General features: G+C 69.1%; 22 protein-coding genes. 5 read left to right on the forward strand and 17 right to left on the reverse strand.

Annotated elements, in window-relative coordinates; all coding sequences use genetic code 11:
- The first annotated feature begins 3 nt into the window (after positions 1–3).
- Complete coding sequence (choV, locus tag V5F59_RS20280; protein WP_393982602.1) at positions 4–1,233, forward strand: choline ABC transporter ATP-binding protein; 1,230 nt, start codon at positions 4–6, stop codon at positions 1,231–1,233.
- Between the two features lie 105 nt (positions 1,234–1,338).
- On the opposite strand, the gene maiA is transcribed toward choV, so the two are convergent.
- The 5 genes from maiA to V5F59_RS20305 all read right to left on the reverse strand — a co-directional run bounded on the left by maiA (position 1,339) and on the right by V5F59_RS20305 (position 7,072).
- A complete protein-coding gene (gene maiA, locus V5F59_RS20285) occupies positions 1,339–1,974 on the reverse strand; it encodes a maleylacetoacetate isomerase (RefSeq protein WP_393982603.1) in 636 nt (211 codons plus the stop codon).
- 4 nt (positions 1,975–1,978) lie between these two features.
- The gene (gene fahA, locus V5F59_RS20290; RefSeq protein ID WP_393982604.1) at positions 1,979–3,298 is read right to left on the reverse strand and encodes a fumarylacetoacetase; all 1,320 of its coding nucleotides are present in this window, start codon (positions 3,296–3,298) and stop codon (positions 1,979–1,981) included.
- Positions 3,299–3,371: 73 nt separating this feature from the next.
- Positions 3,372–4,739: a homogentisate 1,2-dioxygenase gene (gene hmgA, locus V5F59_RS20295; RefSeq protein ID WP_393982605.1), complete on the reverse strand. Its 1,368-nt coding sequence runs from the start codon at positions 4,737–4,739 to the stop codon at positions 3,372–3,374.
- Positions 4,740–4,784: 45 nt separating this feature from the next.
- Positions 4,785–6,014 (reverse strand): ABC transporter substrate-binding protein, encoded by a 1,230-nt coding sequence (locus V5F59_RS20300; protein WP_393982606.1) that lies wholly within the window; start codon positions 6,012–6,014, stop codon positions 4,785–4,787.
- Between the two features lie 89 nt (positions 6,015–6,103).
- Positions 6,104–7,072: an MBL fold metallo-hydrolase gene (locus tag V5F59_RS20305; protein ID WP_393982607.1), complete on the reverse strand. Its 969-nt coding sequence runs from the start codon at positions 7,070–7,072 to the stop codon at positions 6,104–6,106.
- A gap of 201 nt (positions 7,073–7,273) precedes the next feature.
- Between V5F59_RS20305 and V5F59_RS20310 the strand changes: the two genes are divergently transcribed.
- Positions 7,274–7,741 (forward strand): MarR family winged helix-turn-helix transcriptional regulator, encoded by a 468-nt coding sequence (locus tag V5F59_RS20310; RefSeq protein WP_393982608.1) that lies wholly within the window; start codon positions 7,274–7,276, stop codon positions 7,739–7,741.
- A gap of 49 nt (positions 7,742–7,790) precedes the next feature.
- On the opposite strand, the gene V5F59_RS20315 is transcribed toward V5F59_RS20310, so the two are convergent.
- Entirely contained in the window at positions 7,791–8,255 is a 465-nt protein-coding gene (locus V5F59_RS20315) for a MarR family winged helix-turn-helix transcriptional regulator (protein ID WP_393982609.1), read from the reverse strand.
- Between the two features lie 220 nt (positions 8,256–8,475).
- Here V5F59_RS20315 and V5F59_RS20320 point away from each other — a divergent pair, with 220 nt between their 5' ends.
- The 3 genes from V5F59_RS20320 to V5F59_RS20330 all read left to right on the forward strand — a co-directional run bounded on the left by V5F59_RS20320 (position 8,476) and on the right by V5F59_RS20330 (position 10,967).
- Positions 8,476–9,015 (forward strand): VOC family protein, encoded by a 540-nt coding sequence (locus tag V5F59_RS20320; protein ID WP_393982610.1) that lies wholly within the window; start codon positions 8,476–8,478, stop codon positions 9,013–9,015.
- Positions 9,016–9,117: 102 nt separating this feature from the next.
- The gene (locus V5F59_RS20325) at positions 9,118–10,722 is read left to right on the forward strand and encodes an FAD-dependent oxidoreductase (RefSeq protein WP_393982717.1); all 1,605 of its coding nucleotides are present in this window, start codon (positions 9,118–9,120) and stop codon (positions 10,720–10,722) included.
- Between the two features lie 11 nt (positions 10,723–10,733).
- Entirely contained in the window at positions 10,734–10,967 is a 234-nt protein-coding gene (locus tag V5F59_RS20330; RefSeq protein ID WP_393982611.1) for a DUF2783 domain-containing protein, read from the forward strand.
- Between the two features lie 18 nt (positions 10,968–10,985).
- Here V5F59_RS20330 and V5F59_RS20335 read toward each other — a convergent pair whose 3' ends face one another.
- The 11 genes from V5F59_RS20335 to V5F59_RS20385 form a co-directional block, all read right to left on the reverse strand.
- Positions 10,986–12,533, reverse strand: a complete 1,548-nt coding sequence (locus tag V5F59_RS20335; protein ID WP_393982612.1) for a fumarate hydratase — start codon at positions 12,531–12,533, stop codon at positions 10,986–10,988.
- 58 nt (positions 12,534–12,591) lie between these two features.
- Positions 12,592–13,581, reverse strand: coding sequence for an MBL fold metallo-hydrolase (locus V5F59_RS20340; RefSeq protein ID WP_393982613.1), 990 nt, complete (start codon positions 13,579–13,581; stop codon positions 12,592–12,594).
- A 217-nt stretch (positions 13,582–13,798) separates the two neighbouring features.
- Positions 13,799–14,548: a glucose 1-dehydrogenase gene (locus V5F59_RS20345; protein WP_393982614.1), complete on the reverse strand. Its 750-nt coding sequence runs from the start codon at positions 14,546–14,548 to the stop codon at positions 13,799–13,801.
- Positions 14,549–14,561: 13 nt separating this feature from the next.
- A complete protein-coding gene (locus tag V5F59_RS20350; protein ID WP_393982615.1) occupies positions 14,562–16,025 on the reverse strand; it encodes an aldehyde dehydrogenase family protein in 1,464 nt (487 codons plus the stop codon).
- The gene (locus tag V5F59_RS20355) at positions 16,022–16,699 is read right to left on the reverse strand and encodes an ABC transporter ATP-binding protein (RefSeq protein ID WP_393982616.1); all 678 of its coding nucleotides are present in this window, start codon (positions 16,697–16,699) and stop codon (positions 16,022–16,024) included. Before V5F59_RS20355 ends, V5F59_RS20350 begins: the two co-directional genes overlap by 4 nt.
- A 2-nt stretch (positions 16,700–16,701) precedes the next feature.
- Positions 16,702–17,451, reverse strand: a complete 750-nt coding sequence (locus V5F59_RS20360) for an ABC transporter ATP-binding protein (protein ID WP_393982617.1) — start codon at positions 17,449–17,451, stop codon at positions 16,702–16,704.
- A complete protein-coding gene (locus V5F59_RS20365) occupies positions 17,448–18,419 on the reverse strand; it encodes a branched-chain amino acid ABC transporter permease (protein ID WP_393982618.1) in 972 nt (323 codons plus the stop codon). Before V5F59_RS20365 ends, V5F59_RS20360 begins: the two co-directional genes overlap by 4 nt.
- A gap of 2 nt (positions 18,420–18,421) precedes the next feature.
- Positions 18,422–19,327, reverse strand: a complete 906-nt coding sequence (locus V5F59_RS20370; protein WP_393982619.1) for a branched-chain amino acid ABC transporter permease — start codon at positions 19,325–19,327, stop codon at positions 18,422–18,424.
- Positions 19,328–19,442: 115 nt separating this feature from the next.
- Positions 19,443–20,741: an ABC transporter substrate-binding protein gene (locus V5F59_RS20375; protein ID WP_393982620.1), complete on the reverse strand. Its 1,299-nt coding sequence runs from the start codon at positions 20,739–20,741 to the stop codon at positions 19,443–19,445.
- Positions 20,742–20,871: 130 nt separating this feature from the next.
- A complete protein-coding gene (locus tag V5F59_RS20380; RefSeq protein ID WP_393982621.1) occupies positions 20,872–21,849 on the reverse strand; it encodes a LysR family transcriptional regulator in 978 nt (325 codons plus the stop codon).
- A 63-nt stretch (positions 21,850–21,912) separates the two neighbouring features.
- A complete protein-coding gene (locus V5F59_RS20385) occupies positions 21,913–22,641 on the reverse strand; it encodes a class I SAM-dependent methyltransferase (RefSeq protein ID WP_393982622.1) in 729 nt (242 codons plus the stop codon).
- Positions 22,642–22,667: the final 26 nt, after the last annotated feature.

The raw sequence follows: 22,667 nt of genomic DNA on the forward strand, positions 1-22,667 counted from the left end.
GCCATGAACGCACACAGCACCCTGCCCGAGACGTCCGCCGCCGCCTCCACCCGCGACACGGCGGTGGAGTTCCGCAACGTGGACATCGTCTTCGGGCGCCGGAGCGACCGCGCCTTCCCGATGATCGACGCCGGCGCCACCCGCGACACCATCCTGGAGCAGACCGGCTGCGTGCTCGGCGCGGCGGGGGTGAACCTCGCCATCGACCGCGGCGAGATCTGCGTGCTCATGGGCCTGTCCGGCTCGGGCAAGAGCACCATCCTGCGGGCCATCAACCGGCTGAACAAGGTGGCGCGGGGCGAGATCTTCGTGCGCCACGACGGCACGCTCGTCGACGTCGCCCGCTGCGACGAGCGCATGCTGCGCGAGATCCGCATGCACACGGTCTCCATGGTGTTCCAGCAGTTCGGCCTCCTGCCCTGGCGCACGGTGCGCGAGAACGTGGGCTTCGGCCTGGAGCTGCGCGGCATGGCCGCCGCTGAGCGCAACCGCCTGGTGGACGAGAAGCTCGCCATGGTGGGCCTGTCCAGATGGGCGGAGAAATATGCCCACGAGCTCTCCGGCGGCATGCAGCAGCGGGTGGGCCTCGCCCGCGCCTTCGCCACCGACGCCGACATCCTGCTGATGGACGAGCCCTTCTCCGCCCTCGACCCGCTGATCCGCGACAAGCTGCAGGACGAGCTTCTGGATTTGCAGAAGCGCATCCAGAAGACCATCGTCTTCGTCAGCCACGATCTCGACGAGGCGCTGAAGATCGGCAACACCATCGCCATCATGGAGGGCGGGCGCATCATCCAGGCCGGCACGGCGGAGGATATCCTGCTGCGCCCCGCCAACAACTATGTGGCGGAGTTCGTGAAGCACATGAACCCGCTCAACGTGCTGCGCGGCAATGCGGTGATGACCCCGGCGAGCGCCCTGCGGCGCCACGAGGGCGCCTTCCTCCTCGGCCGCGAGGGCAAGGTGCGGGTGGTCATCGACGAGGAGGGCCGCCCCGTCTCCGTCTCCCTCGACGGGCGCGTGGGCCGGCTCGGCAGCGCCAATCCCGAAAGCGGCGCGGCGGACCCCGCGGTGGACGTGATCGTGGCGCCGCTGGACCTGAAGCTGAAGGCGGCCATCGCCCTCAAGTGCCAGACCGACCACCCCATCCTTCTGGTGGACCAGCTGGGCCGCCTCGCCGGCCTGTGCGACGACGAGGAGATCTACCGCGGGCTCCTGCGCCGCGGCGCGTGAGCCTGACCCGCCCGGCATCGGTCACGGCCGGCACCACGCGGGTCCGCCCTGGTCCCGCGCGGCCTTGACCAAGGGCCCGTGAGGAACCCCCGCGGTCCTTTGATCTCACTCCGCGTCGGGCTGGCGGGCCGGATGGGCGGCGGCGAAGGCCGGGTGCCGGGCCGCCAGCGCCTCCACGCGCAGGATGCGGGGATACGCGTCCAGCGGCACGTCGAAGCGGCGGGCGGAATAGAGCTGCGGAATGAGGAAGACATCCGCAAGGCCCGGCTCCGGGCCGAAGCAGAAGCCGTCCTCGCCGATCAGCGCCTCCACCGCGGCGAAGCCTGCCCCCACCCAGCGGGCGATCCAGGCCGCCACCTCGCCTTCGTCATGCCCGAGGGTCCGGCGCAGATAGGCGAGCTGGGAGGAATTGTTGGGCGGATGGATGTCGCAGCCGATGATGGCCGCCACGCCCCGCACCCGCGCCCGCTCCACCGGCGCGGCCGGCAGCAGGGGCGGAGCGGGGAACACCTCCTCCAGATATTCGAGGATGGCCGGCGACTGGATGAGCACCGTCCCGTCATCCAGCTCCAGCGCCGGCACCCGCTCCTGCGGGTTGAGGGCGCGATAGGCCGGGGCGTGCTGCTCCCCGCCGTTCCGCACCAGATGCACCGGCACCTGCTCCACGGCGATGCCCTTCAGGGCGAGGGCGATGCGCACGCGATAGGCGGCGGAGGAGCGCCAGTAGGTGTAGAGCCGCATGTCCTCACACCGCCGGCGCGGGCAGGACGGTGCCGCGGCATTCGCCGAAGCCGATGGAGGCGAAGCCCTCGCGGGTGGCACGGCCGCGGAAGATGACGGTGTCGCCATCCTCCAGGAAGCGCCGCTCCTCCCCTGAGGCGAGGGTGAGGGGCGCCTTGCCGCCCCGGGACAGCTCCAGCAGGCTGCCGAAGCTGTCCGGCGCCGGTCCGGAGATGGTGCCGGTGCCCAGAAGGTCGCCGGGCGAGAGGTTGCAGCCGCCCGAGGCGTGGTGGGCCACCAGTTGGGCGAAGGTCCAGTAGAGATCACGGGACGAGCCGCGGGAGAGCCGGTGCGGCGCAAGCCCCTTCGCCGCCATGGCCCCGGTCTCGATCAGCACCTCCAGCGTGATGTCGAGGGCGCCGGCCGCCTGGTCCTGTGCATCGAGGAGATAGGGCAGCGGCGCCGGGTCGCCCTCCGGCCGCGGCGGCTGGGGGATGCGGAAGGGGGCGAGGGCCTCCGGCGTCACCACCCAGGGCGAGAGGGTGGTGGCGAAGTTCTTGGCCAGGAACGGGCCCAGCGGCTGGTATTCCCAGCCCTGGATATCGCGGGCCGACCAGTCGTTGAGCAGGCAGAAGCCGGCGATGTGGCTGCCCGCCCCGGCGATGGGGATGGGCTCGCCCAGGGCATTGCCGGCGCCGATGAACACCCCCAGCTCCAGCTCGTAGTCGAGGTTGCGGGAGGGGCCGAAGCTAGGCTCCGCCTCGTCCGCCCGCTTGCGCTGGCCATTGGGGCGACGCACCGCTCCGGCCGACACGCCGATGGAGGAGGCCCGGCCGTGATAGCCGATGGGTACGTACTTGTAGTTGGGCAAAAGCGGATTGTCGGGCCGGAACAGCTGGCCCACGTTGGTGGCGTGGCAGATGCCGGCATAAAAGTCCGTATAGTCGCCGATGGCGGCCGGCAGGTGGGCCGTGCAGTCGGCCGCACGGTGGAGCAGCGCACCGGCCTTTGCCTCCACGGCGGCCCGCTCCGCACCGCTCGCATCCAGCACTTCCGCAAGGCGCGCCCGCAGCGCCTGCCGGGGGCCAGCGCCGAGGGCGAAGAAGGCATTGAGCCGTGGCCCCGATGCCGCCGCCGCCGCGTCCTGCGCCTCGCCCTCGAACAGGCCGAGCTTCAGCGCGACACCGAGGTCCAGGATCTCCTCGCCGATGGCGACACCGCCGCGCGGCGCGCCGTCCTTCGGGCTGAAGATGCCGAAAGGCAGGTTCTGGATGGGAAAGTCGGAATGGCCGTTGGCCGAGGCCACCCAGCTCGTGCGGGCGGGATCGTGGGTCGCGTCGATCATGGCAGATCCGGAGGGCAGGAAGGGCAGGGCCCGCGCCGGGCAAGGCGCGGGCGGTCGGGCGGCGGGGCGGGTTCTACCACGCATCCCGGCGGGTGGGATCGAAGCGCTTCTTCAGGCCGGCCCAGCAGTCCACATAGTCCGCCTGCAATTGCGGCACCCCGGCCGCATAGGCGGTGACCCGCTGGGGCAGGCGCGTCTCGAACATGAAGGCGAGCGTGTTGGTGAGCTTCACCGGCGCCTGGGCGCCGGTGGAAGCCTGCTCGAAGGCCTGCTCGTCCGGCCCATGGGGGAGCATCAGATTGTGCAGGGAGAAGCCGCCCGGCTCGAAGCCCTCGGGCTTGGCGTCGTAGACGCCGTAGATGAGCCCCATGAACTCGGACATGATGTTGCGGTGGTACCACGGCGGGCGGAACGTGTTCTCCGCCACCATCCAGCGCTCGGGGAAGATCACGAAATCGATGTTCGCCGTGCCCGGCGTGCCCGAAGGCGAGGTGAGCACGGTGAAGATGGACGGGTCCGGGTGGTCGAAGGCAATGGCGCCCACCGGCGAGAAGGTCCTGAGGTCGTATTTGCAGGGCGCGTAATTGCCGTGCCAGGCCACCACGTCCAAAGGCGACTGGCCGATCTCGGTGACGTGCAGTTCCCCGCCCCACTTCACATAGAGAAGCGAGGGCTCCTCCTTGTCCTCGTAGGCGGCGACGGGGGTGAGGAAGTCACGCGGATTGGCAAGGCAGTTGGCGCCGATGGGGCCGCGGTCCGGCAGGGTGAAGGTGGCGCCGTAATTCTCGCACACATAGGCGCGGGCCGGGCCGTCGATCAGCTCCACCGTGAAGATCACGCCCCGCTGGATGAGGCAGATCTCGCCCGGCGCGATGTCGATGACGCCGAACTCGGTGCGGAAGCGCAGCGCGCCTTGCTGCGCCACCACCAGCAGCTCGCCGTCCGCATTGAAGAAATACTCGTTCTCCATGGACGCGGTGACGAAGGCCATGTGCGCGGCCATGCCGCCCTGCCCGTCCGCGTCGCCGGCGGTGGTGAGGGTGCGCAGGCCGGTGAGGAAGGTGAGCTTTTCCTCGGTGAGCGGAATGGCGCTCCAGCGATACTGGCCGAGCGCGAGATCGCTTTCATCGCGCGCCATGGGTGCGGTGCGGATGAAGCCAAGGTCCACCCGCCGGTAGCGCCCGGAGTGCTTCACCGTCGGCCGGATGCGGTAGAGCCAGGAGCGCTCGTTCACCGCCTGCGGGGCGGTGAAGGGCGAGCCGGAGAGCTGCTCGGCATAGAGCCCGAAGTTGATCTTCTGCGGCGAGTTGCGGCCCACCGGCAGCGCCCCCTCGATCGCCTCCGTCTCGAAGGAATTGCCGAAGCCGGACATGTAGCCGGGAACGAGGGCACGGGAGCGCACCGGCGTGCCCTCGGGCTGCGATTGCGGCAGAACATTCATCGAAACCTCCCGAAAATCACGCCGGCGTTCGCCCGCCTTGGAGGGTCAGGACTTGCCCAGGGAGCAGCCGGTCTCGCCGGCGGGGCGGAACACCTCGTCCGCGGACAAGGTGGCGATTGGCTTGTAGAAGTCCCACGGGCCCTTGCTCTCGGCCGGGCTCTTCACCTCATAGAGGGTGAGGTCGTAGAGCACGCGGCCATCGGGACGGATGCTCGCGGGGTGGCCGAAATAGTCCACCGGCAGGCTGCGCATCTGCGCGTTCACCTTGCCGGCCTCGTCGGTGCCGGAGGCCGCGACCGCCTTCAGATAATGCTTCACCGAGGCGTAGACCGAGGCCTGCTGCTTGGTGGGCATGCGGCCCACCTTGGCCTCGAACCGCCTGGCGAAGGCGCGCGCCTCATCGTTCTGGTCCCAGTAGAAGCCGGTGGAGACCATCAGCCCCTTGGCGAGCGGCAGGCCCATGGCCTTGATGTCGGTGAGGAAGACGAGGAAGCCCGCAAGCTTCTGCCCGCCGGAGGTGATGCCGAACTCGGCCGCCTGCTTCACCGCATTGCTGGTGTCGCCGCCCACGTTGGCAAGGCCGATCACCTCGGCCCTGGAGGCCTGCGCCTGCAGGAGGAAGGAGGAGAGGTCCGGCGCCCCCAGGGGGTGGCGCGCGGTGCCCAGCACCTTGCCGCCGGCGGAGGCCACCGCGGCCGCGGCGTCGCGCTCCATGGCGTGGCCGAAGGAATAGTCCACCGTGACGAAGAACCAGCTCTTGCCGCCCGCCGCCGTCACCGCCTTGCCGGTGGCGTTGGCCAGCGCATAGGTGTCGTCCGCCCAATGGGTGGAGTAAGGCGAGCAGGCCTTGCCGGTCAGCTCGGACACCGCCGCGCCGGAGATGAGCAGCGTCTTCTTCTTCTCGCGGGCGATCTCCTGCGCGGCGAGGGCCACCGAGCTCACCGGCAGGTCGGCGACAGCATCCACGCCCCCCTCGTCGAACCATTTGCGCAGGGTGGCGCCGCCCACGTCCGCCTTGTTCTGGTGGTCGCCGGAGACGATCTCGACGGGCACGCCGGCGACCTTGCCGCCGAAATCCTCGGCGGCCAGCTCCGCCGCCACCACCGAGCCGCGGCCCCCGATATCGGCGAACTGGCCGCCCATGTCACCGAGCACGCCGATGCGCACCACATTGTCCGATATCTGCGCCCGCGCCGGGGCCGGCGCCACGGCGGCGGCCAGGGCAAGGGCGGCGAGCGCCGCGCGCGACTTCAGAACGTGACCCACAAGCTGCATGTCTTCCTCCCGAGGGCGTGCGCCGTCGTTCCTGCGACGCTGCGCCGGTTCAATCCCTGCCGAACGGATGCCTGCTGCTGGCGCCGGCCTCAGGCCTCCAGGGCGCGCCACATCTCGACATCGCGCTCGGCGGTCCAGATGCGCGGATGGTCGATGCCCTGCGCCTCGTCATAGGCCCGGGCGATGTCGAACGGCATGCAATGCTCGAAGATCACCCAGTGGCCGTACTTGGGGCGCATCTGGCGCATGGCCTCGGCATAGACGGTCTTCAGGTCGTGCCCCGCCTTCACGCCCGCCTCGGCGATGGCGAAGGCATCGCGCAGGAAGGCGCGGGTCTCGTCGAGCCCGGCCTTGATGGCGTCCGGCGTCACCAGCGCCTCGCCGCGGCCGGGCACCAGCTTCTGCGGGGCGAGGGCCTCCAGCCGGTCGAGGGTCTGCGGCCAGTCGCGGAAATGGGCGTCGCCGCAATAGGGCGTCGCGCCGTATTCCACGAGATCGCCGGCGAACAATACCTTCTCCTTCGGCAGCCAGGCGATGGTATCGCCGCGGGTGTGGCCGCGCCCGGCATGGATGATGCGCACCTCGCGCGCGCCGAGCCACAGGGTCATCTCCTGGTGGAAGGTCACGGTGGGCCAGGTGAGGCCGGGGATCGTCTCCTGCGCCCGGAACAGGCGCGGGAAGCGCTGGATCTCAGAAGCCATGTCCTGGGCGCCCCGCTCCACGATCATCTCGCGGGTGACATCGCTGGCGATGACGTTGACGCGCTCCTCGAACCCCGCCGCGCCCAGCACGCGCACCGCGTGATAGTGGGTGAGCAGCACATGGCGGATGGGCTTGTCGGTGACGGCCCGGATGCGCTCCACCAGCTCCTTCGCCATCACCGGCGTGGCGCGGGCATCGATGACCAGCACGCTGTCGTCGCCGATGATGACCCCGGAATTGGGATCGCCCTCCGCGGTCAGGGCGAAGACCCCATCCGCGAGCTCCGTGAAGGTTTCCTTCTTCTCGGCAAGATCACCCTGGCTGGCGAAGGTCCTGGTTGCGGCGGCGGTGCTCACGCGGTGCTCCTCCCCTGCGAGGGTATGCCGGCGGGGGACGACGGGCCCTCGGCCGGGCCCGGAAACTCCCTCGCGCTCTTCCCTCGTCCCCGGCGGTTTGATATAGCGCAATTGGTTGCGACTGAGACGATGTTATGCAGTTGCAACTGCAACAGTCAAGGGCCGGACGCGGTCCGTTTTCGAAAGTGCGGGTTCCCGGTCATGTCAAAGCGCAAGGTGGAGCGGCTCAACCTGCTGAAATTCATGCCGTTCCGGCTCAACCGGCTGGCGGCGGAATTCTCGACCGCCCTCGCCGCCGAATACATGGCCCGGTATCGGATCGACATTCCCGAATGGCGCGTCATCGCCACCCTCGGCCTGCATGACGCGCCGCGCAGCGCGCAATATGTGGTCCGCTGCACCCGCACCCACAAGTCGCGCATCAGCCGCGCGGTGAGCGCGCTGGTGGAGCTGGGCTATGTGGCCCGCCTCGACAGCGCCGACGACCGCCGTGAGGTGATGCTGGAGCTGACCCCCCAGGGCCGGGCCGTCTATTGCGAGCTGGTGCCTTTGCTGCTGAAACGCGAGGACGTGATCCTCTCCTGCCTCACAGCCGAGGAGCAGGCCCAGCTCAACCACCTGATGGACAAGCTGGAAAAGAGCTTCGGCCTGGTGCAGTGCGCGGACTGAATCCTCCCGCGCCCGGCCGGCGCATCTCGCCCGGGGGCGACGTGCTGCCCTAGCCCCGCTCGACGAGCCCCTGGGCGCGGGCGAGCACCTTGTCCATGGCCTGCTCAAGAACCGCGCGCTCTTCCGCATTGAGGTCCTGCAGCAGGTCCTCCTCCCGGGCTTTCGCCAGCGGCACGATCTTGCGGAACAGGGCGCGGCCCGCGGGCGTCAGCGTGAGGATCTTGGCCCGCCGGTCGGCATCGTCGGTCGCGCGGGTGACGAGGCCCGCCTCCTCGAGGCGCGCCACCGCCCGGCTCACCTGCATCTTGTCGAGGGTGGAATAGGCGCTGATGTCCCTGGCCGCCATGGCGGCATTCACGCCGAGCGCGGCGAGCACCCGCCACTCGGCCCGGCTGATGCCGAAACGATCCGCGTAGAGCTGCGCCACCGCCATGGACACCCGCTCCGCCAGCACCGCGAGGCGATAGGGAAAGAAATCGCCGAGCGCGAACGGCACAGGCTCGTGTCTCGTCATGCCCCGCCTTTCCGCCGGGCGCGCCCGCCGGCCATTTGATAACAGCGGTGACATATACACCCTCCGGGCGGGGACGGGCCAGGGACGCGCGGATGCGTCTGGTTTTGCAGGCCCTCCGAAAATAGTCTCGCTTGCAACGAATTCCGCTTGCGCCATTTAGTAACACTAGTTACTTTTTGATTGGCCCCACACAGCCCAACAACGAAAGAGGAGGCAACGCATGCTCATCGAGAAAATCCACCACGTCGCCTATCGCTGCAGGGACGCGAAGGAGACCGTGGACTTCTACCGCAACATCCTCGGCATGGAGCTGGTCGGCGCCATCGCGGAGGACAAGGTGCCGTCCACCAAGGCGCCCGACCCCTACATGCACATCTTCCTCGATGCGGGCGCCGGCAACATCCTCGCCTTCTTCGAGCTGCCCAATTCCCCGCCCCAGGGCCGCGATCCCAACACCCCCGAATGGGTGCAGCACATCGCCTTCCAGGTGGGCGACGTGGACGCGCTGGAAACGGTGAAGGCCAAGGCGCAGGCCGCCGGCATCGATGTGGTGGGCCCCACCGACCACGACATCTTCAAGTCCATCTATTTCTTCGACCCCTCCGGCCATCGCCTGGAGCTCGCCGCCTGGACCACCACGCCGGAGGTGCTGGCGCGCCTGAAGTCCGTGGCTCCGGCGATGATCGAGGAATGGGCGCGGACCAGGAAGCCGCCGCGCCACGCCGCCTGGCTGCACGAGAAGGAATTCTCCGCGCACTGACGCGGCGCTTGCCCTGCCCCGCAGGCGGCGCACACTCAAGAAGAGAGGCCGAAAAGGCCCGTGAAGTCCTCGGGAGAGACGTTCGGGAGAAACGCTCCGATGATGAGCACCTATACCTATCCGAAATTCGCCTACCGCATCTCGGCCGAGCAGGAAGCCGGCCGGCTGGCGCGCCACCCCGTGGTGGTGATCGGCGCCGGGCCGGTGGGCCTCACCGCCGCCCTCGACTTCGCCCGCCGTGGCATTCCCACCGTGGTCCTCGACGACAACGACACCGTCTCCGTCGGCTCGCGCGCCGTGTGCTACGCCAAGCGGCCGCTGGAGATCTGGGACCGGCTCGGCTGCGGCGAGCGCATGGTTCAGAAGGGCATTTCCTGGCGCATCGGCAAGGTCTTCTTCGAGGAGGACCTGCGCTACCAGTTCGACCTGCTGCCGGAGCCGGACCACAAGATGCCGGCCATGATCAACCTCCAGCAATATTATCTGGAGGAATACATGGTGGAGGCCTGCGCCGCCGAGCCGCTCGTCGATTTGCGCTGGAAGCACAAGCTCATCTCCCTCCAGCAGAACGAAGATTTCGCGACCCTCGTGGTGGAAACGCCGGACGGCGTGTTCACGCTGGAGGCGCAGTGGGTGGTGGCCTGCGACGGCGCCCACTCCGACACCCGCAAGATGGTGGGGGCGGACTTCTCCGGCCAGGCCTTCATGGATCGCTTCCTCATCGCCGACGTGGTGATGAAGGCGCACTTTCCCACCGAGCGCTGGTTCTGGTTCGACCCGCCCTTCCACCGCAACCAGTCGGTCCTGCTGCACCGGCAGTCGGACGACGTGTGGCGCATCGACTTCCAGCTGGGCTGGGACGCCGACCCGGCGGAGGAGAAGAAGGCGGAGAACATCATCCCGCGCGTGCAGGCCATGCTGGGCCCGGAGGCGCAGTTCGAGCTGGAATGGGCCTCGGTCTACCAGTTCGCCTGCCGGCGCATCGACAACTTCCGGCACGGCCGCGTGATCTTCGCCGGAGACAGCGCCCACCAGGTGTCGCCGTTCGGCGCGCGGGGCGCCAACTCGGGCGTGCAGGACGTGGACAATCTGGGCTGGAAGCTGAAGCTGGTGCTGGATGGCGAGGCGCCTGAAAGCCTCCTCGACACCTATCACGACGAGCGGGCGCTGGCGGCGGACGACAACATCGCCAACTCCACCCGCTCCACCGATTTCATCACCCCCAAGAACGCCATGAGCCGGCGCTTCCGCAACGCCGTTCTGGAGCTGGCGGGGGAACACCCCTTCGCCCGCCCGCTGGTGAATTCCGGCCGCCTCTCCACCCCCACGCCCTACCTCAACTCCCCCCTCAACACGCCGGACGAGGATGCGTTCGCCGGTCTGATGGCGCCGGGCACCGCCTGCGCCGACGCGCCGGTGCGGGTGGACGGGCGGGACGGCTGGTTCCTCGGCCTGCTCGGCAGCGGCTTCGCCGTGGTCACGTTCGGCGCCGCGCCCGTGGCCGAGGTTGCCTGTGGCGGCATCCGGGCCGGCGTGCTCGGCATCGGCCCGGAGGTGGAGGACGTGAAGGGGCGCCTTGCGGAGCGCTACGATGGGCGGGAGGGCACCACCTATCTCATCCGCCCCGACCAGCACGTGGCCGCGCGCTGGCGCAGCTTCGATGCGGCGAAGATCCAGGGCGCCATCAAGCGCGCCGTCGCAGCCTGAAGGAGGACGCCATGCTCACGGAAACCCCGCGCGCGCTGATCGACGGCACCGCGCTCATCCGCACCCCGAACATCAAGGACCCGGACGGCTTCTACGAGGAGCTGATCGAAAGCCAGCGCGACCTGACCGACGAGGAGGCGCAGAACATGAACTGCCGCCTCATCCTGCTGCTCGCCAACCACATCGGCCACCGCGGCGTGCTGCGCGAGGCGCTGCAGGCGGCGGGGCCGGCGCGCAAGGCGTAGGCCGGCCGGCGCATGCGCTCACCCCGCCCGGCGCCAGGCGGCGGGGCCGAGGGTATGGATGGACTTGCCCTCGGCGCTCACCGCCACGGTCACGGGCATGTCCTCCACCTCGAACTCGTAGATGGCCTCCATCCCCAGGTCCGCGAAGGCGACCACGCGCGCCGCCTTGATGGCCTTGGAGACGAGATAGGCCGCCCCGCCCACGGCGACGAGATAGGCGGCCTTGTGCCGGGCGATGGCAGCGATCGCCTCGGGCCCCCGTTCCGCCTTGCCGACCATGGCGAGGAGGCCGGTGCCGAGGATCTCGTCGGTGTAGCGGTCCATGCGGGTGGAGGTGGTGGGGCCCGCCGGGCCCACCGCCTCGTCCCTCACCGGATCCACCGGGCCGACATAATAGATGACCCGCCCGTCGAGGCTCACCGGCAGGGGCGTGCCCGCCTTCAGCATGTCGCTCAGGCGCTGATGGGCGGCGTCGCGCCCGGTGAGCATGCGGCCGGAGAGCAGCAGCTTCTCGCCCGGCGTCCAGGAGGCGACCTCCTCGCGGGTCAGGGCATCGAGATCGACGCGGCGAGTGCCCGCATCCGCAGTGTGGAGCACCACCTGCGGCCAGAGGGAAAGATCGGGCGGATCGAGCCGCACCGGTCCGGACCCGTCGAGCACGATGGTGGCATGGCGGTTGGCGGCGCACTGGGGAATGAGCGCCACCGGCTTGGAGGCGGCATGGGTGGGAAAGGTGGCGATCTTCACGTCCACCACCGTCGTCAGCCCGCCGAGCCCCTGCGCGCCGATGCCCAGCGCATTGATCTTCTCGTAGAGGGAGATGCGCATCTCCTCCAGCCGGTTCGCCGGCCCGCGGGCGAGGAGATCGGTCATGTCGATCTCCTCCATGAGCGCTTCCTTGGCGATGAGCATGGCCTTTTCCGCCGAGCCGCCGATACCGAGGCCGATGACGCCGGGCGGGCACCAGCCCGCGCCCAGCTCCGGCACGGTCTTCAGCACCCAGTCCTCCACGCTCGCGCCGGGATCGAGGGTGGTGAACTTCGCCTTGTTCTCCGAGCCGCCGCCCTTGGCCGCCACCGTGATCTCCAGCGTGCCGCCGGGCACCAGCTCCACATGCACCACCGCCGGGGCGTTGTCCCTGGTGTTGCGCCGCTCGAACAGCGGATCACCCACCATGGAGGCGCGCAGCGGATTGGCCTCATCGAGATAGGCGCGGCGCACGGCGTCGTTGATGAGCTCGGCGAAGGGACGCGGGCTGTCGATGCGCACGTCCATGCCCACCTTCGCGAACACCACCACGAGGCCGGTGTCCTGGCAGATGGGCCGCCGCCCCAGGGCCGCCATGCGCGAGTTCACGAGGATCTGCGCGATGGCGTCGCGGGCGGCGGGGGAGGCCTCCCGCTCATGGGCGCGGGACAGGTGCGCAATGTAGTCCGCCGGATGGAAGCAGGAGATGTACTGGAGCGCGTCGGCGACGCTCGAAACGATGTCGTCCTCGCGGATGACCACGACGGGGCTGAGCGGGGCGGGGCGGACCTCGCCGGGATGGACCTTCTCGGCGCACATGGCCTGGCTTTCCTTCTGCAACGGAGCGGAGGCGGCCTGAGGCCGCCTCCACCCGGTCTCACATCTCCATGACCATGGGCGCCGGAAAATAGCGGAAGCCCTGGCCCTGGGCCGCCACGTAGCCGAAGCCCGGCCAGGCGAAATGGTAGGCGATGAGCGGGATGCGGTTCGCCGCCAGCATGGACAGCACCTTCACCCGCGACTGGGCCGACTGCTTGGGGTCCGTGTCGTAGACGAACTCGGTCAGCGGCTGCTCCAGCAGCAGCACCGGATGGTGCGCGAGGTCGCCGATGTAGCACAGCTGCTTGCCGCCCGAGGTGATCATGAACACGGTGTGGCCCACCGTGTGCCCGGGCGCGGAGATGGCCTGGATGCCGGGAAGGAACTCCTGCCCGTCCTTGAAGAAGACCATGCGGTCCCGGTTGGGCACGAGGTTCCTGCGCGCCTGGTCGAGGAAGGCCTTCAGGCTCGGCCCCACCGTCTTCTCGTCGGTCCAGTAATCGTAGTCGGCCTGCGAGATGTAATACTGGGCGTTGGGGAAGTTGCGCGTGCCATCCTCAGCCATGCAGCCGCCGCAGTGGTCGATATGGGCGTGGCTCATCACCACCGCGTCCACGTCCTTCGGGTCGATGCCGGCCTGCTTGATGGAGGCCATCAGCTTGCCGGTGGAGGGACCGAACAGCTTGGAGGTGCCCATTCCGGTGTCGAACACCACGAGCTTGTCGCCGGTGTTGAGGATGAGCACGTTCTGCTCCAGCACCGCATTGGAGAGGGGCAGGAAGTTGGTCGTGAGCTGCCGGTCCATCTCCTGGGCGGAGAGGCCGGTGAAGTTGGCATGGGGGTCGCCCAGCGGCAGCGTGCCGTCGGAGACCACGGTGATCTCGCCGTCGCCGAACTTGAAGCGGTAGAAATAGGGCGCGGGCTGGCCCACGAGGGGCGCCTTGGCGAAGGCGGGCGCAAGGCCCCCTCCCATGGCCAGCGCGCCGACGGAAAGGGCGCCGCCCAGGAGCGCGCGCCGGCGTGTGATCAGCATCCTCGGATCGTTCATCTGTGTCCTCCCTGACGCATTGGTCCGGGAGCCTGGCCGATCCGCGCCATCGTCGGGATGCGAGACAGGTGACGATGCGTGGCGGGCGACCCGGCTCCCTCCTCCCTCATGGCGCCGTAGGCCGGCGCTCCTTCCCCTCGGAAATCGCGAAACCCCCGCCGTGGCGGGGGAGCAAGGAGGCCCGGCCGGTTGGCGCCGGCCGGGCACCCGTCGGTGATCAGATGGTGCGGCCGCCGTCCACCTCCAGCACCACGCCGGTGATGAACTCCGCCTCGTCGGAAGCGAGGTAAAGGCAGGCGTTGGCGATGTCCTTCGGCTCGGACAGCCGGCCGAGCGGAATGGTGGCGATGAAGCGCGCCCGGTTCTCCGGCGTGTCGGGCACGCCCATGAAGCTGTCGAGCAGACCCGTCGCGCCCATCACCGGGGCGACGCAGTTCACGCGGATCTTCTGCGGCGCCAGCTCCACGGCGAGGGAGCGGGTGGCGAGGTTCACCGCGCCCTTGGAGGAATTGTACCAGGTGAGGCCGGGGCGCGGACGGATGCCCGCGACGGAGCCCACGTTCACCACCACGCCGCCGCCCTGCGCCGACATGATCGGCACGATGGTGTGGGTCATGTGGTAGATGGACTTCACGTTGATGGCGTAGACCTTGTCGAACTCCTCCTCGGTCACCTCCATCAGCGGCTTGTTGCGGTGGGTCCAGCCGGCGTTGTTGACGACGATGTCGAGCTTGCCGCCGTGGGCGAGGGTGGCCTTCACCGCCGCCTCGATGTCGGCGCGGCTGGTCACGTCCGCCTTGACCGCGATGGCGGCCGGGCCGATCTCGGCGGCCACCTTCTGCGCCCCCTCGCCGTTCAGGTCGACGACGGCGACCTTGGCGCCCTCGCGGGCGAAGACGCGGGCGATCTCGGCGCCGAAGCCCGAGGCGGCGCCCGTGACGAGCGCGGTTTTTCCGGAAAGACGCATCTGGGACGTTTCCTCAGTCGTGCTTGATGATCAGGGTCTTGAGGGTCGAGAACTCGTAGAGCGCCTCGAAGCCCTTCTCCCGGCCATGGCCGGACTTCTTCATGCCGCCGAAGGGCAATTCGATGCCGCCGCCAGCGCCATAGGCGTTCACATAGACCTGCCCCGCCTTCACCTTGCGGGCCACGCGGATGGCCCGCGAGGCGTTGGTGGACCAGATGCCGGCCATGAGCCCGAACTCGGTGCCGTTGGCGAGAGCGATGGCGTCCGCCTCGTCGTCGAAGGGCAGCACCGCGAGCACCGGGCCGAACACCTCCTGGGTGGCGAGCATATGGGTGCGCGGCACCGGGCCGTAGACCCGCGGCGGCACGTAGAAGCCGCCGGCGGGCACGCCCTCGGCCACCAGCCCCTCGGCCACCACGCTTACGTCGTCCGCCGCCGCCGTGGCGAAGAAGCCCTCGACGCGCTCCTTCTGCTTGGCGTTGATCACCGGGCCGAGGTCGAGGTCCATCTCCGGCGAGCCGGCGCGCAGCGAGGCGAACCGGGCATTGAGGCGGGACACCACCTCCTCATACACCTTGCGCTCCACCAGCAGGCGCGAGCCGGCCGAGCAGGTCTGCCCCGCGTTCTGCACTACCGTGTTGGCGATGACCGGGATGGCCGCGTCGAAATCGGCGTCGGCGAACACCACGTGGGGCGACTTGCCGCCCAGCTCCAGCGTGCAGCCGATGTGGTTCTTCGCCGCCGCGGTCTGGATCAGGATGCCCACCTCCGGCGAGCCGGTGAAGGCGATGAAGTCAATGTCCGGATGGGCCGAAAGGGCCGCCCCCGCCTCCTCGCCGAGGCCGGGCACGATGTTGATGGCGCCGTCCGGAAAGCCCACCTCGGCGGCAAGCTCCGCCATGCGCAGCGGCGTGAGGCAGGCATCCTCCGCCGGCTTGATGACGGTGGCGTTGCCCACCGCCAGCGCCGGGCCGATGGTGCGGCCGAACATCTGCGCCGGATAGTTCCAGGGGATGATGTGGGCGGTGACGCCGTGGGGCACCCGCTCGGTGGGCACGAAATAGCCGGCGAGGAAGGGGATGGTCTCGCCGTGCAGCTTGTCGGCCGCGCCGCCGTAGAACTCGAAATAGCGTGACGCGGCGGCGATGTCCGCCCTGGCCTGCTTCATGGGCTTGCCGGTGTCGCGGGCCTCGAGCTTCGCGAGCTCCTCCGCATGGTCGGCGATGGCGACGGCGAGCTTCGAGAGCAGGCGGCCGCGCTCGGTGGCGGTGAGGCGGCTCCACGCCCCCTCCTCCACCGCATGGCGCGCGGCCTTCACCGCGGCGTCCACGTCCGGCTTGGTGCCGGCGGCGATCTGGGCGAAGACGCGGCCCTCCGCCGGGGCGTAGACGTCGACCACGCGGCCGGAGGCGGCCGGGCGCCAGGCGTTGTTGATGAACACGCCCTTGGCGGGCATCAGGGGGCTCAGCTGGTTCATGCGGCCAGTCCTTCGTTCGGCAGGTCCGTTGCAATCTCGCCGCGCTCGATGGTGATGGTCCGCTCGGCGAAGCTGCGCAGGAGATGCGGGTTCGATTCCGTGATGATGAGCGCGAGGCTCGGGTCGGTGTCGCGCAGGCGCCGCAGCGCCTCCGCGTAGCGGTTGGCGAGCACGGGCGCGAGGCCCTGGAACGGCTCGTCCAGCAGCACGAGGCGGGTGGCGAGCATCAGCGCGCGGCCGAGCGCCACCATCTTGCCCTGGCCGCCGGAGACCGAGCCCGCCGGGCGCTTCGCCATCTCCTTCAGCTCCGGCAGCACGTGGTAGACGCGCTCCAGCCGGCGCTTCGTCTCCTCCTGGGAGAGCTTGGCCACCTGCGCCGGAAGCAGGATGTTCTCCTCCACCGTGAAGCGGGAGAACAGCCGCCGGTCCTCCGGCGCGTAGCCGATGCCGAGGCCGGGCCGCAGGTGCGCGGCAATGCCGGCGAGGTCGTGCCCGTCGAACACGATGCGCCCGCCATTCCGGGTGAAGCCCATGATGGTGCGCAGCGTGGTGGTCTTGCCGGCGCCGTTGCGGCCGACGAAGGCCACCGCCTCGCCTTCCTTCAAAGCGAAGGAAACACCGCGCAGCACCGGCACGGTGCCGAAGGAAACGGTGACATGATCGAGGATGAGCATGATCACACTCCGATCACGGTGCGAATGACCTCGGGGTCCTCCAGCACCTCGGACGGGGGGCCGAGCTTCTGGATCTTGCCGGCGCTCCACACGGCCACCCGGCCGGCGTAGCGCTGCACCATGTCCATGTCGTGCTCGACGAAGACGGAGGCGACCTTGGCCTTCTTCAAGGCCGAGACGAGGATCTCCATGACGCCGAACTTGTCGGCGGTGGCGACTCCGGAGGTGGGCTCGTCCATGAGCAGCAGCTTGGGCTTCATGGCGAGGGCGATGGCGATGTCCACGAGCTTCCTGTGGCCCTCGGGGAGGTCGCCGGCGCGCTTGTCCCGGTCGCCGGCGCAGCCCACGAGGTCGAGCAGCTCGACCATCTCGTCGTGCTCGGCGATCTTGCCGAGCGGGCGCAGCAGGTTGAAGCGCCGCGCGCGGGAGGCCGCGGCCAGCAGCATGTTCTCCAGCACCGTGTGGTCGGAGAAGAGCTGCGGGATCTGGAAGGCGCGGGCGATGCCGAGACGGGTGATGTCCCGTGGCGGATGGGCGGTGATCTCCCTGCCCTCGAACCGCACGGTGCCGGCCTTGGGCCGCAGATAGCCGGTGCAGATGTTGAGGAAGGTGGTCTTGCCCGCGCCGTTGGGGCCGATGATGGCGAGGTTCTCGCCGCCGCGGACATCGAGGTCGATGCCGTTCGCCGCCACCACGCCGCCGAAGCGGATCTCGAGGCCGCGCGCCTGAAGCAGGATGGGATGCTCGCTCATCGCGCGGTCTCCACGGTGAGGGCGGCGTCCCCCGCCTTGCGACGGCCGGCGAGGGCCTGCACCAGGCCGACGATGCCGGAGGGCGCCTTCAGGATGATGGCGAGCAGCACGAAGCCGAGGATCATCTGCCAGCTGTCGGCCACGAAGGCCGCCGCATAGGTGCGCACCGCCTCATAGACGAAGGTGCCGGTGAGCGCCCCCGCCACATGGCCCACCCCGCCGAGGATGGCGATGAAGACGAACTCCGCCGAGCGCGTCCAGTAGCTGTATTCCGGCGTCGCGATGCCCTGGATGATGCCGAGGCAGGCCCCGCCGATGCCGCACAGGAGGGCGGAGATCACATAGCCCACCAGCATCACGAAGCGGGCGGACAGGCCGATGTATTCGAGCCGCGTCTCGTTGGTCTTGATGGCCTTGAGCGCCTGGCCGAGTGGGCTCCTGAGATAGCGCCACACCAGGTAGGCCGCGCCGAAGGCGAGCACCAGCGTGAGGTAATAGAGCAGCGTGTCGAACTGCGCGCGGTCGAAGGCGAAGCCGAAGGCCGATGGCCGGCGGATGCGCAGGCCGTCCGAGCCGCCGGTGAGGTGGAAGAACTTCTCCAGCACCGAGTAGAGCACCATGGAGAAGGCGAGGTTCAGCATGCCGAAGAAGATGTAGCGGTAGCGCACCACGAACAGCCCCACCACCAGCCCCAGCACCACGCTGGAGACCGCCGAGGCCGCCAGCAGCAAGGCGATGTCGCCGCCGCCGAGGCTGCGGCCGAGGAAGGCCACCGTGTACGCCCCCGTCGCGAAGAACATGCCGTGGCCGAACGACACCTGCCCTGCCTGCAGCAGGAGCAGGAGGCCGAGCACCGCGAGGCTTTTCGCGAACACGATGGCAAGGAAGGTCTGCGAGGAGGCGGCGAAGGCCGGCACGGCCGCCAGCACCGCGAGGAGGAGGACGAGAAGGATCCAGCGCACGGCCATTTTCAGATCTTCCTGAGCTGGGGCGCGCCGAACAGGCCGCTCGGGCGGAAGATGAGCACCGCGACCATGAGGATGTAGGGCACGAGCACCTCGAATTCGGGGGCGAGATAGACGGCGACGGAGCGCCCGAGGCCGATCATCAGCGCCGCCACGGCGGCCCCCTCGATCTGGCCGAGGCCGGCGGTGGCAGCGACCGCGAAGGAGAGCACGATCATCTCCGCCCCCATGCCCGGCATGAGGGAAGTGGTGGGCGCCGCCAGCGCCCCGCCCAGCGCCGCGAGCGTGGCGCCGGCGATGAAGGTGATGAAATAAACCTTCTGGGCATCGATGCCGATGGCGCTCGCCGCCTCCCGGTCCTCGGTGACGGCGAGGATCTGCGCGCCCGCCGAGGTATGCCGCAGGAAGAAGCGCAGCCCGAACAGGACGATGAGCGCCAGCGCCGGCAGGAACAGGGTCTGGTAGGCGGTGTAGCTGATGCCGAACAGCGAGACGTTGCCCAGCAGCTGGAGCGGCTCGGACATGAAGTAGGGCTGCACGCCCCACACCAGGCGCTGCACATTCTCCAGGATCATGAACACGGCGAAGGTGACGAGGATCTGCAGCACCTGCTCCTTGTCGTAGATGCGCTGGAGCAGCAGCTTCTCCATCAGCCCGCCCAGCACCACGCCCACCGCGATGGCGCCGACGAACAGGGCCGGGAAGGTGAGCCAGGGGTTGAACCCCGCCTTGGTCAGCGCCAGCCCCGCGCTCACCGCCATGTAGGCGCCCAGCGCATAGAAGCTGCCATGGGCGATGTTGAGCACGCCGAGCACGCCGAAGATGAACGTCAGCCCCACCGCCACCAGGAAGACCAGGGAGGCATAGGCGACGCCGTCGCAGACGGCCAGCACGATGGTGTCGAAGGACATGAAGGCACCTTGCGATACGGACGCGGCGCGTGACGCCCCGCATCCGGAGGGAGGCCGGGCGGCGGCGTCTCGCCGCCCGGCATGCAGCCTTACCGGGACAGGCCGACCCTGGACCTCACTTCGTCGCCTTGAAGGTGTCGACCTTGATATCGACGATCTCAGGCTTCAGGGTCGCGATCCAGGCTTCCGACTTCTGGCCGACGGGCGGCATCAGCTTGGCGGCCGGGAAGATCATCATGTTGTCGAGGATGTCGAAATTGTAGGCCGGCACGCGGGTGGTGGTGCCGATCAGCTGGTCCTCGATGCCCTGGCCGTCGGCGCGGATTTCCACAGGCCGGCCAAGGGCCTGGAAGGTGAGGCCGGGCATCGCCTTGGCCACCTGGTCGTGGGTCGGCCACTTGCCGCCGTTGGCGGCCACCGCCTTGGCGTAGACCGCTTCGAGGGCGGCAAACGCCTGGGCCATGTGGAACACGGGGTAGATGGGATAGCTGCCGGTCTTCTGATTGAAGGCGTTCATGAAGGCCTTGAACTTCGCGTCGCCGATGCGCTCGGGATGCAGGAAATAGTGATCCCCGCGGCCGCCCACGATCACGCCCTCCGGCAGGTCGTTGCCGAGGCGCTGGAGCGAGCTCTCGGCGAGCGGCAGCACGAACAGGGACGACTTGAACAGCCCGCGCTGGTTGGCCTGGCGCACGAAGGTGTCGAGATCGCCACCCCAGGAGGTGGAGAGGATCACGTCCGGCTTGAGCGCCAGCAGGCGCGAGACCTCGGTGGAGAAGTCGGCGGCGCCGAACTTGGGGAAGAATTCCGCCACCACCTTCACGTCCGGCTTCAGCACCTTCAGCGCCTGGGAGAAGATCGCCCAGCTGTCGCGGCCCCAGGCGTAGTCCTGGTTCACGACGGCGATGGTCTTGAAGTCCGGCTTGGTCTTCAGGAGATACAGGAGCGGCGCAAGGACCTCAGGCGTCGCGTTGGCCTGCGTGCGGAAGACGTAATTGTACTTGTCGTCCTCCAGGATGCGCTGGGTGCCGCAGTCCCACATGAAGTTGAGGACCTTCAGGTCCTCGGCCAGCGGGGCGACCTTGTTGCACACGCCGGAGGAGATGGAGGCGAACATCACGTCCACCTTGGTGTCCTCCACCAGGCGGCGATATTCGGTCATCAGCGTCTCGATGCCGGCGCCTTCGTCCACGAAGAACAGCTTCACCGGCACGCCCTGGACGCCGCCCTTGGCGTTGATCTCGGACGCCAGCATCTCCGCCGCCTCGCGGGCCGGGATGCCGAAGACGGACGCCGCCCCGGAGCTGTAGGTGGTGATGCCGATCTTGAGCTCGGCCGGCTTTTGCTGGGCGAGGGCGGGACAAAGGCCGAGCAGCGACAGTCCCGCTGCCGCGACGAGGCGACGAAGCAACATCGGCGTTCCTCCAGGTCGGTCTGATGCGACCGTGTTTCTTCTCTCCCCCGCAGGGGAAGCGAGCGCATTCTGGTTTCGCCGAATGCTATCTCAAAAGACTATTTTGACTTGGATCCCATAGCGAAATGTTTTAGCTCCGCCCCCGCTCGAGGAGCGCCGCCGCGCCCGCCTCGTCATCGATGAGGTCGGCCGGCCAGGCCCCTTCCCGCACCAGGCGGACAAGGGTCGCATGGGCCAGCTCCTCGATGGCCCGGACCGCGTTGGACATGGGTCGATCGGACGGCCGGACGAGGTGCAGATCGCGCGAGAGCACCGGATCGCCCATGGGCCAGGTGCGTAAAAGGCCCTTCTCCACCTCGGTCCGCAGCGCCGCGCCGGGCAGGATGGAATAGCCGAGACCGCCTTCCACCAGCAGCTTGATCTGGCCATAGGTGTCGATGTCGATGACCGTGTTGAGGTGCACGTTCTCCGATAACGCGCGCTCCTCGATGAGATCGCGCAGGCCATGGCCGAGGCTGGGCAGGATCAGCGTCAGGTCGGCAACGGCGGCGAAGGAGACCGGGCCGGGCGGGGGATGGGGCCGATCCATGGGCTCCGCCGGGCCCAGCAGGCACAATTCTTCGGAGAGCACCCGGCGGGCCTGCAGCGTCCTGTCCGCGACGGAGCGGTAGAGCACGCCGAGGTCGATCTTGCCCTCGCGCAGCCAGTCGAGCACGAAGCCGCTCATGGCCTCGGCCACGCGCAGCCTGATCTTGGGATAGCGCCGGCGCGCCTCGCTGAGCAGGGGCACGCAGAGCATCTGGCTCACCGTCCCGGGAAGGCCGAATCGCACCTCGCCCTCCGGCTCGGCCTGGCCGCGGCGCACCGCCTCCCGCGCCACCTCCATCTGGCTGAGGATCAGGCGCGCGTGGCGCACCAGCGTCTCCCCCGCCTCGGTGGCCCGCACGCCCTGCGGGCTGCGGAACAGGAGGTCCACGCCGAGGTCGATCTCCATGTTGCGCACGTGCTGGCTCAGGGCCGGCTGCGCGACGCGCAGGCGGTGGGCGGCCTTGGAGAAGGAGCCCACCTCCACGATCGTCACGAAATACCTGAGCTGGCGCAGGTCCATGGCTTCCCCCATCCGTCGGCTAGATGGGGAGCTTATAGGATTTCGCCTGGCAGAGGGGGAAAGTTATGAGCCTGTCGCCGGAGGCATCAACAGGATCGCCCGGTGGGGCTGGTCGAGGCGCAGGCCTTCCCTCTCCCTCACGCCGAGCCGGGCCACCAGGGCTTCCACCTCCGGGCGCAGGCGGCGGGCGGCCTCGGCGCGGGCGGGGTCCACCGCGACGATCTTGGCGAGGAAGGCATCGACGCCGGAGAAGTGGCGCACCTCGTCATAGTCCAGCGCGCGGCCGACCACGGCCCGGCCCTCCGCCACATGGCGGGCGATGGCGGCCTGCGCAGCGGCGCGGATCACGCTCTCGTCCTCCACCGGCCGCATGGCCTCGAAGAAGGCTCCTGCGGCCAGAGGCTCGATGACGAGCACCGGTCCCCGGCTGACCCGCAGGGCCTCGGCAAGGGCACCGGGCATGAGAGGTGCCGGCACGTGGTGGAAACTGTTGAGGAGGATCGCCGCATCGAAGCTGTCGTCCGCAAACGGCAGGGCCTCGGCGCCCGCGTCGACGAATTCGGCCTCCGGCACCGCGGCCCGCGCCTCATGGATCGCCTCCGCGGAAGGGTCGATGCCGCTCACCCTCGCCCCCCGCGCCAGGAGCGCCCGGGCGAGCGCGCCGCGCCCGCAGCCCACATCCAGCAGGCTCCGGCCGGCGATGGGTCCAAGCCAGGCCTCGATCACCCCCAGGGCGGTGTTTGCGGGGCGCGACGCCGCGGGGGACGCGTTGACCGTCTCATGTGCCTGCACGCCGACTCTCCCGAGGTTTCGTCCGA

The sequence above is a fragment of the Xanthobacter nonsaccharivorans genome (genome assembly GCF_043194755.2).
Taxonomy (GTDB): Bacteria; Pseudomonadota; Alphaproteobacteria; order Rhizobiales; family Xanthobacteraceae; genus Xanthobacter; species Xanthobacter autotrophicus_G.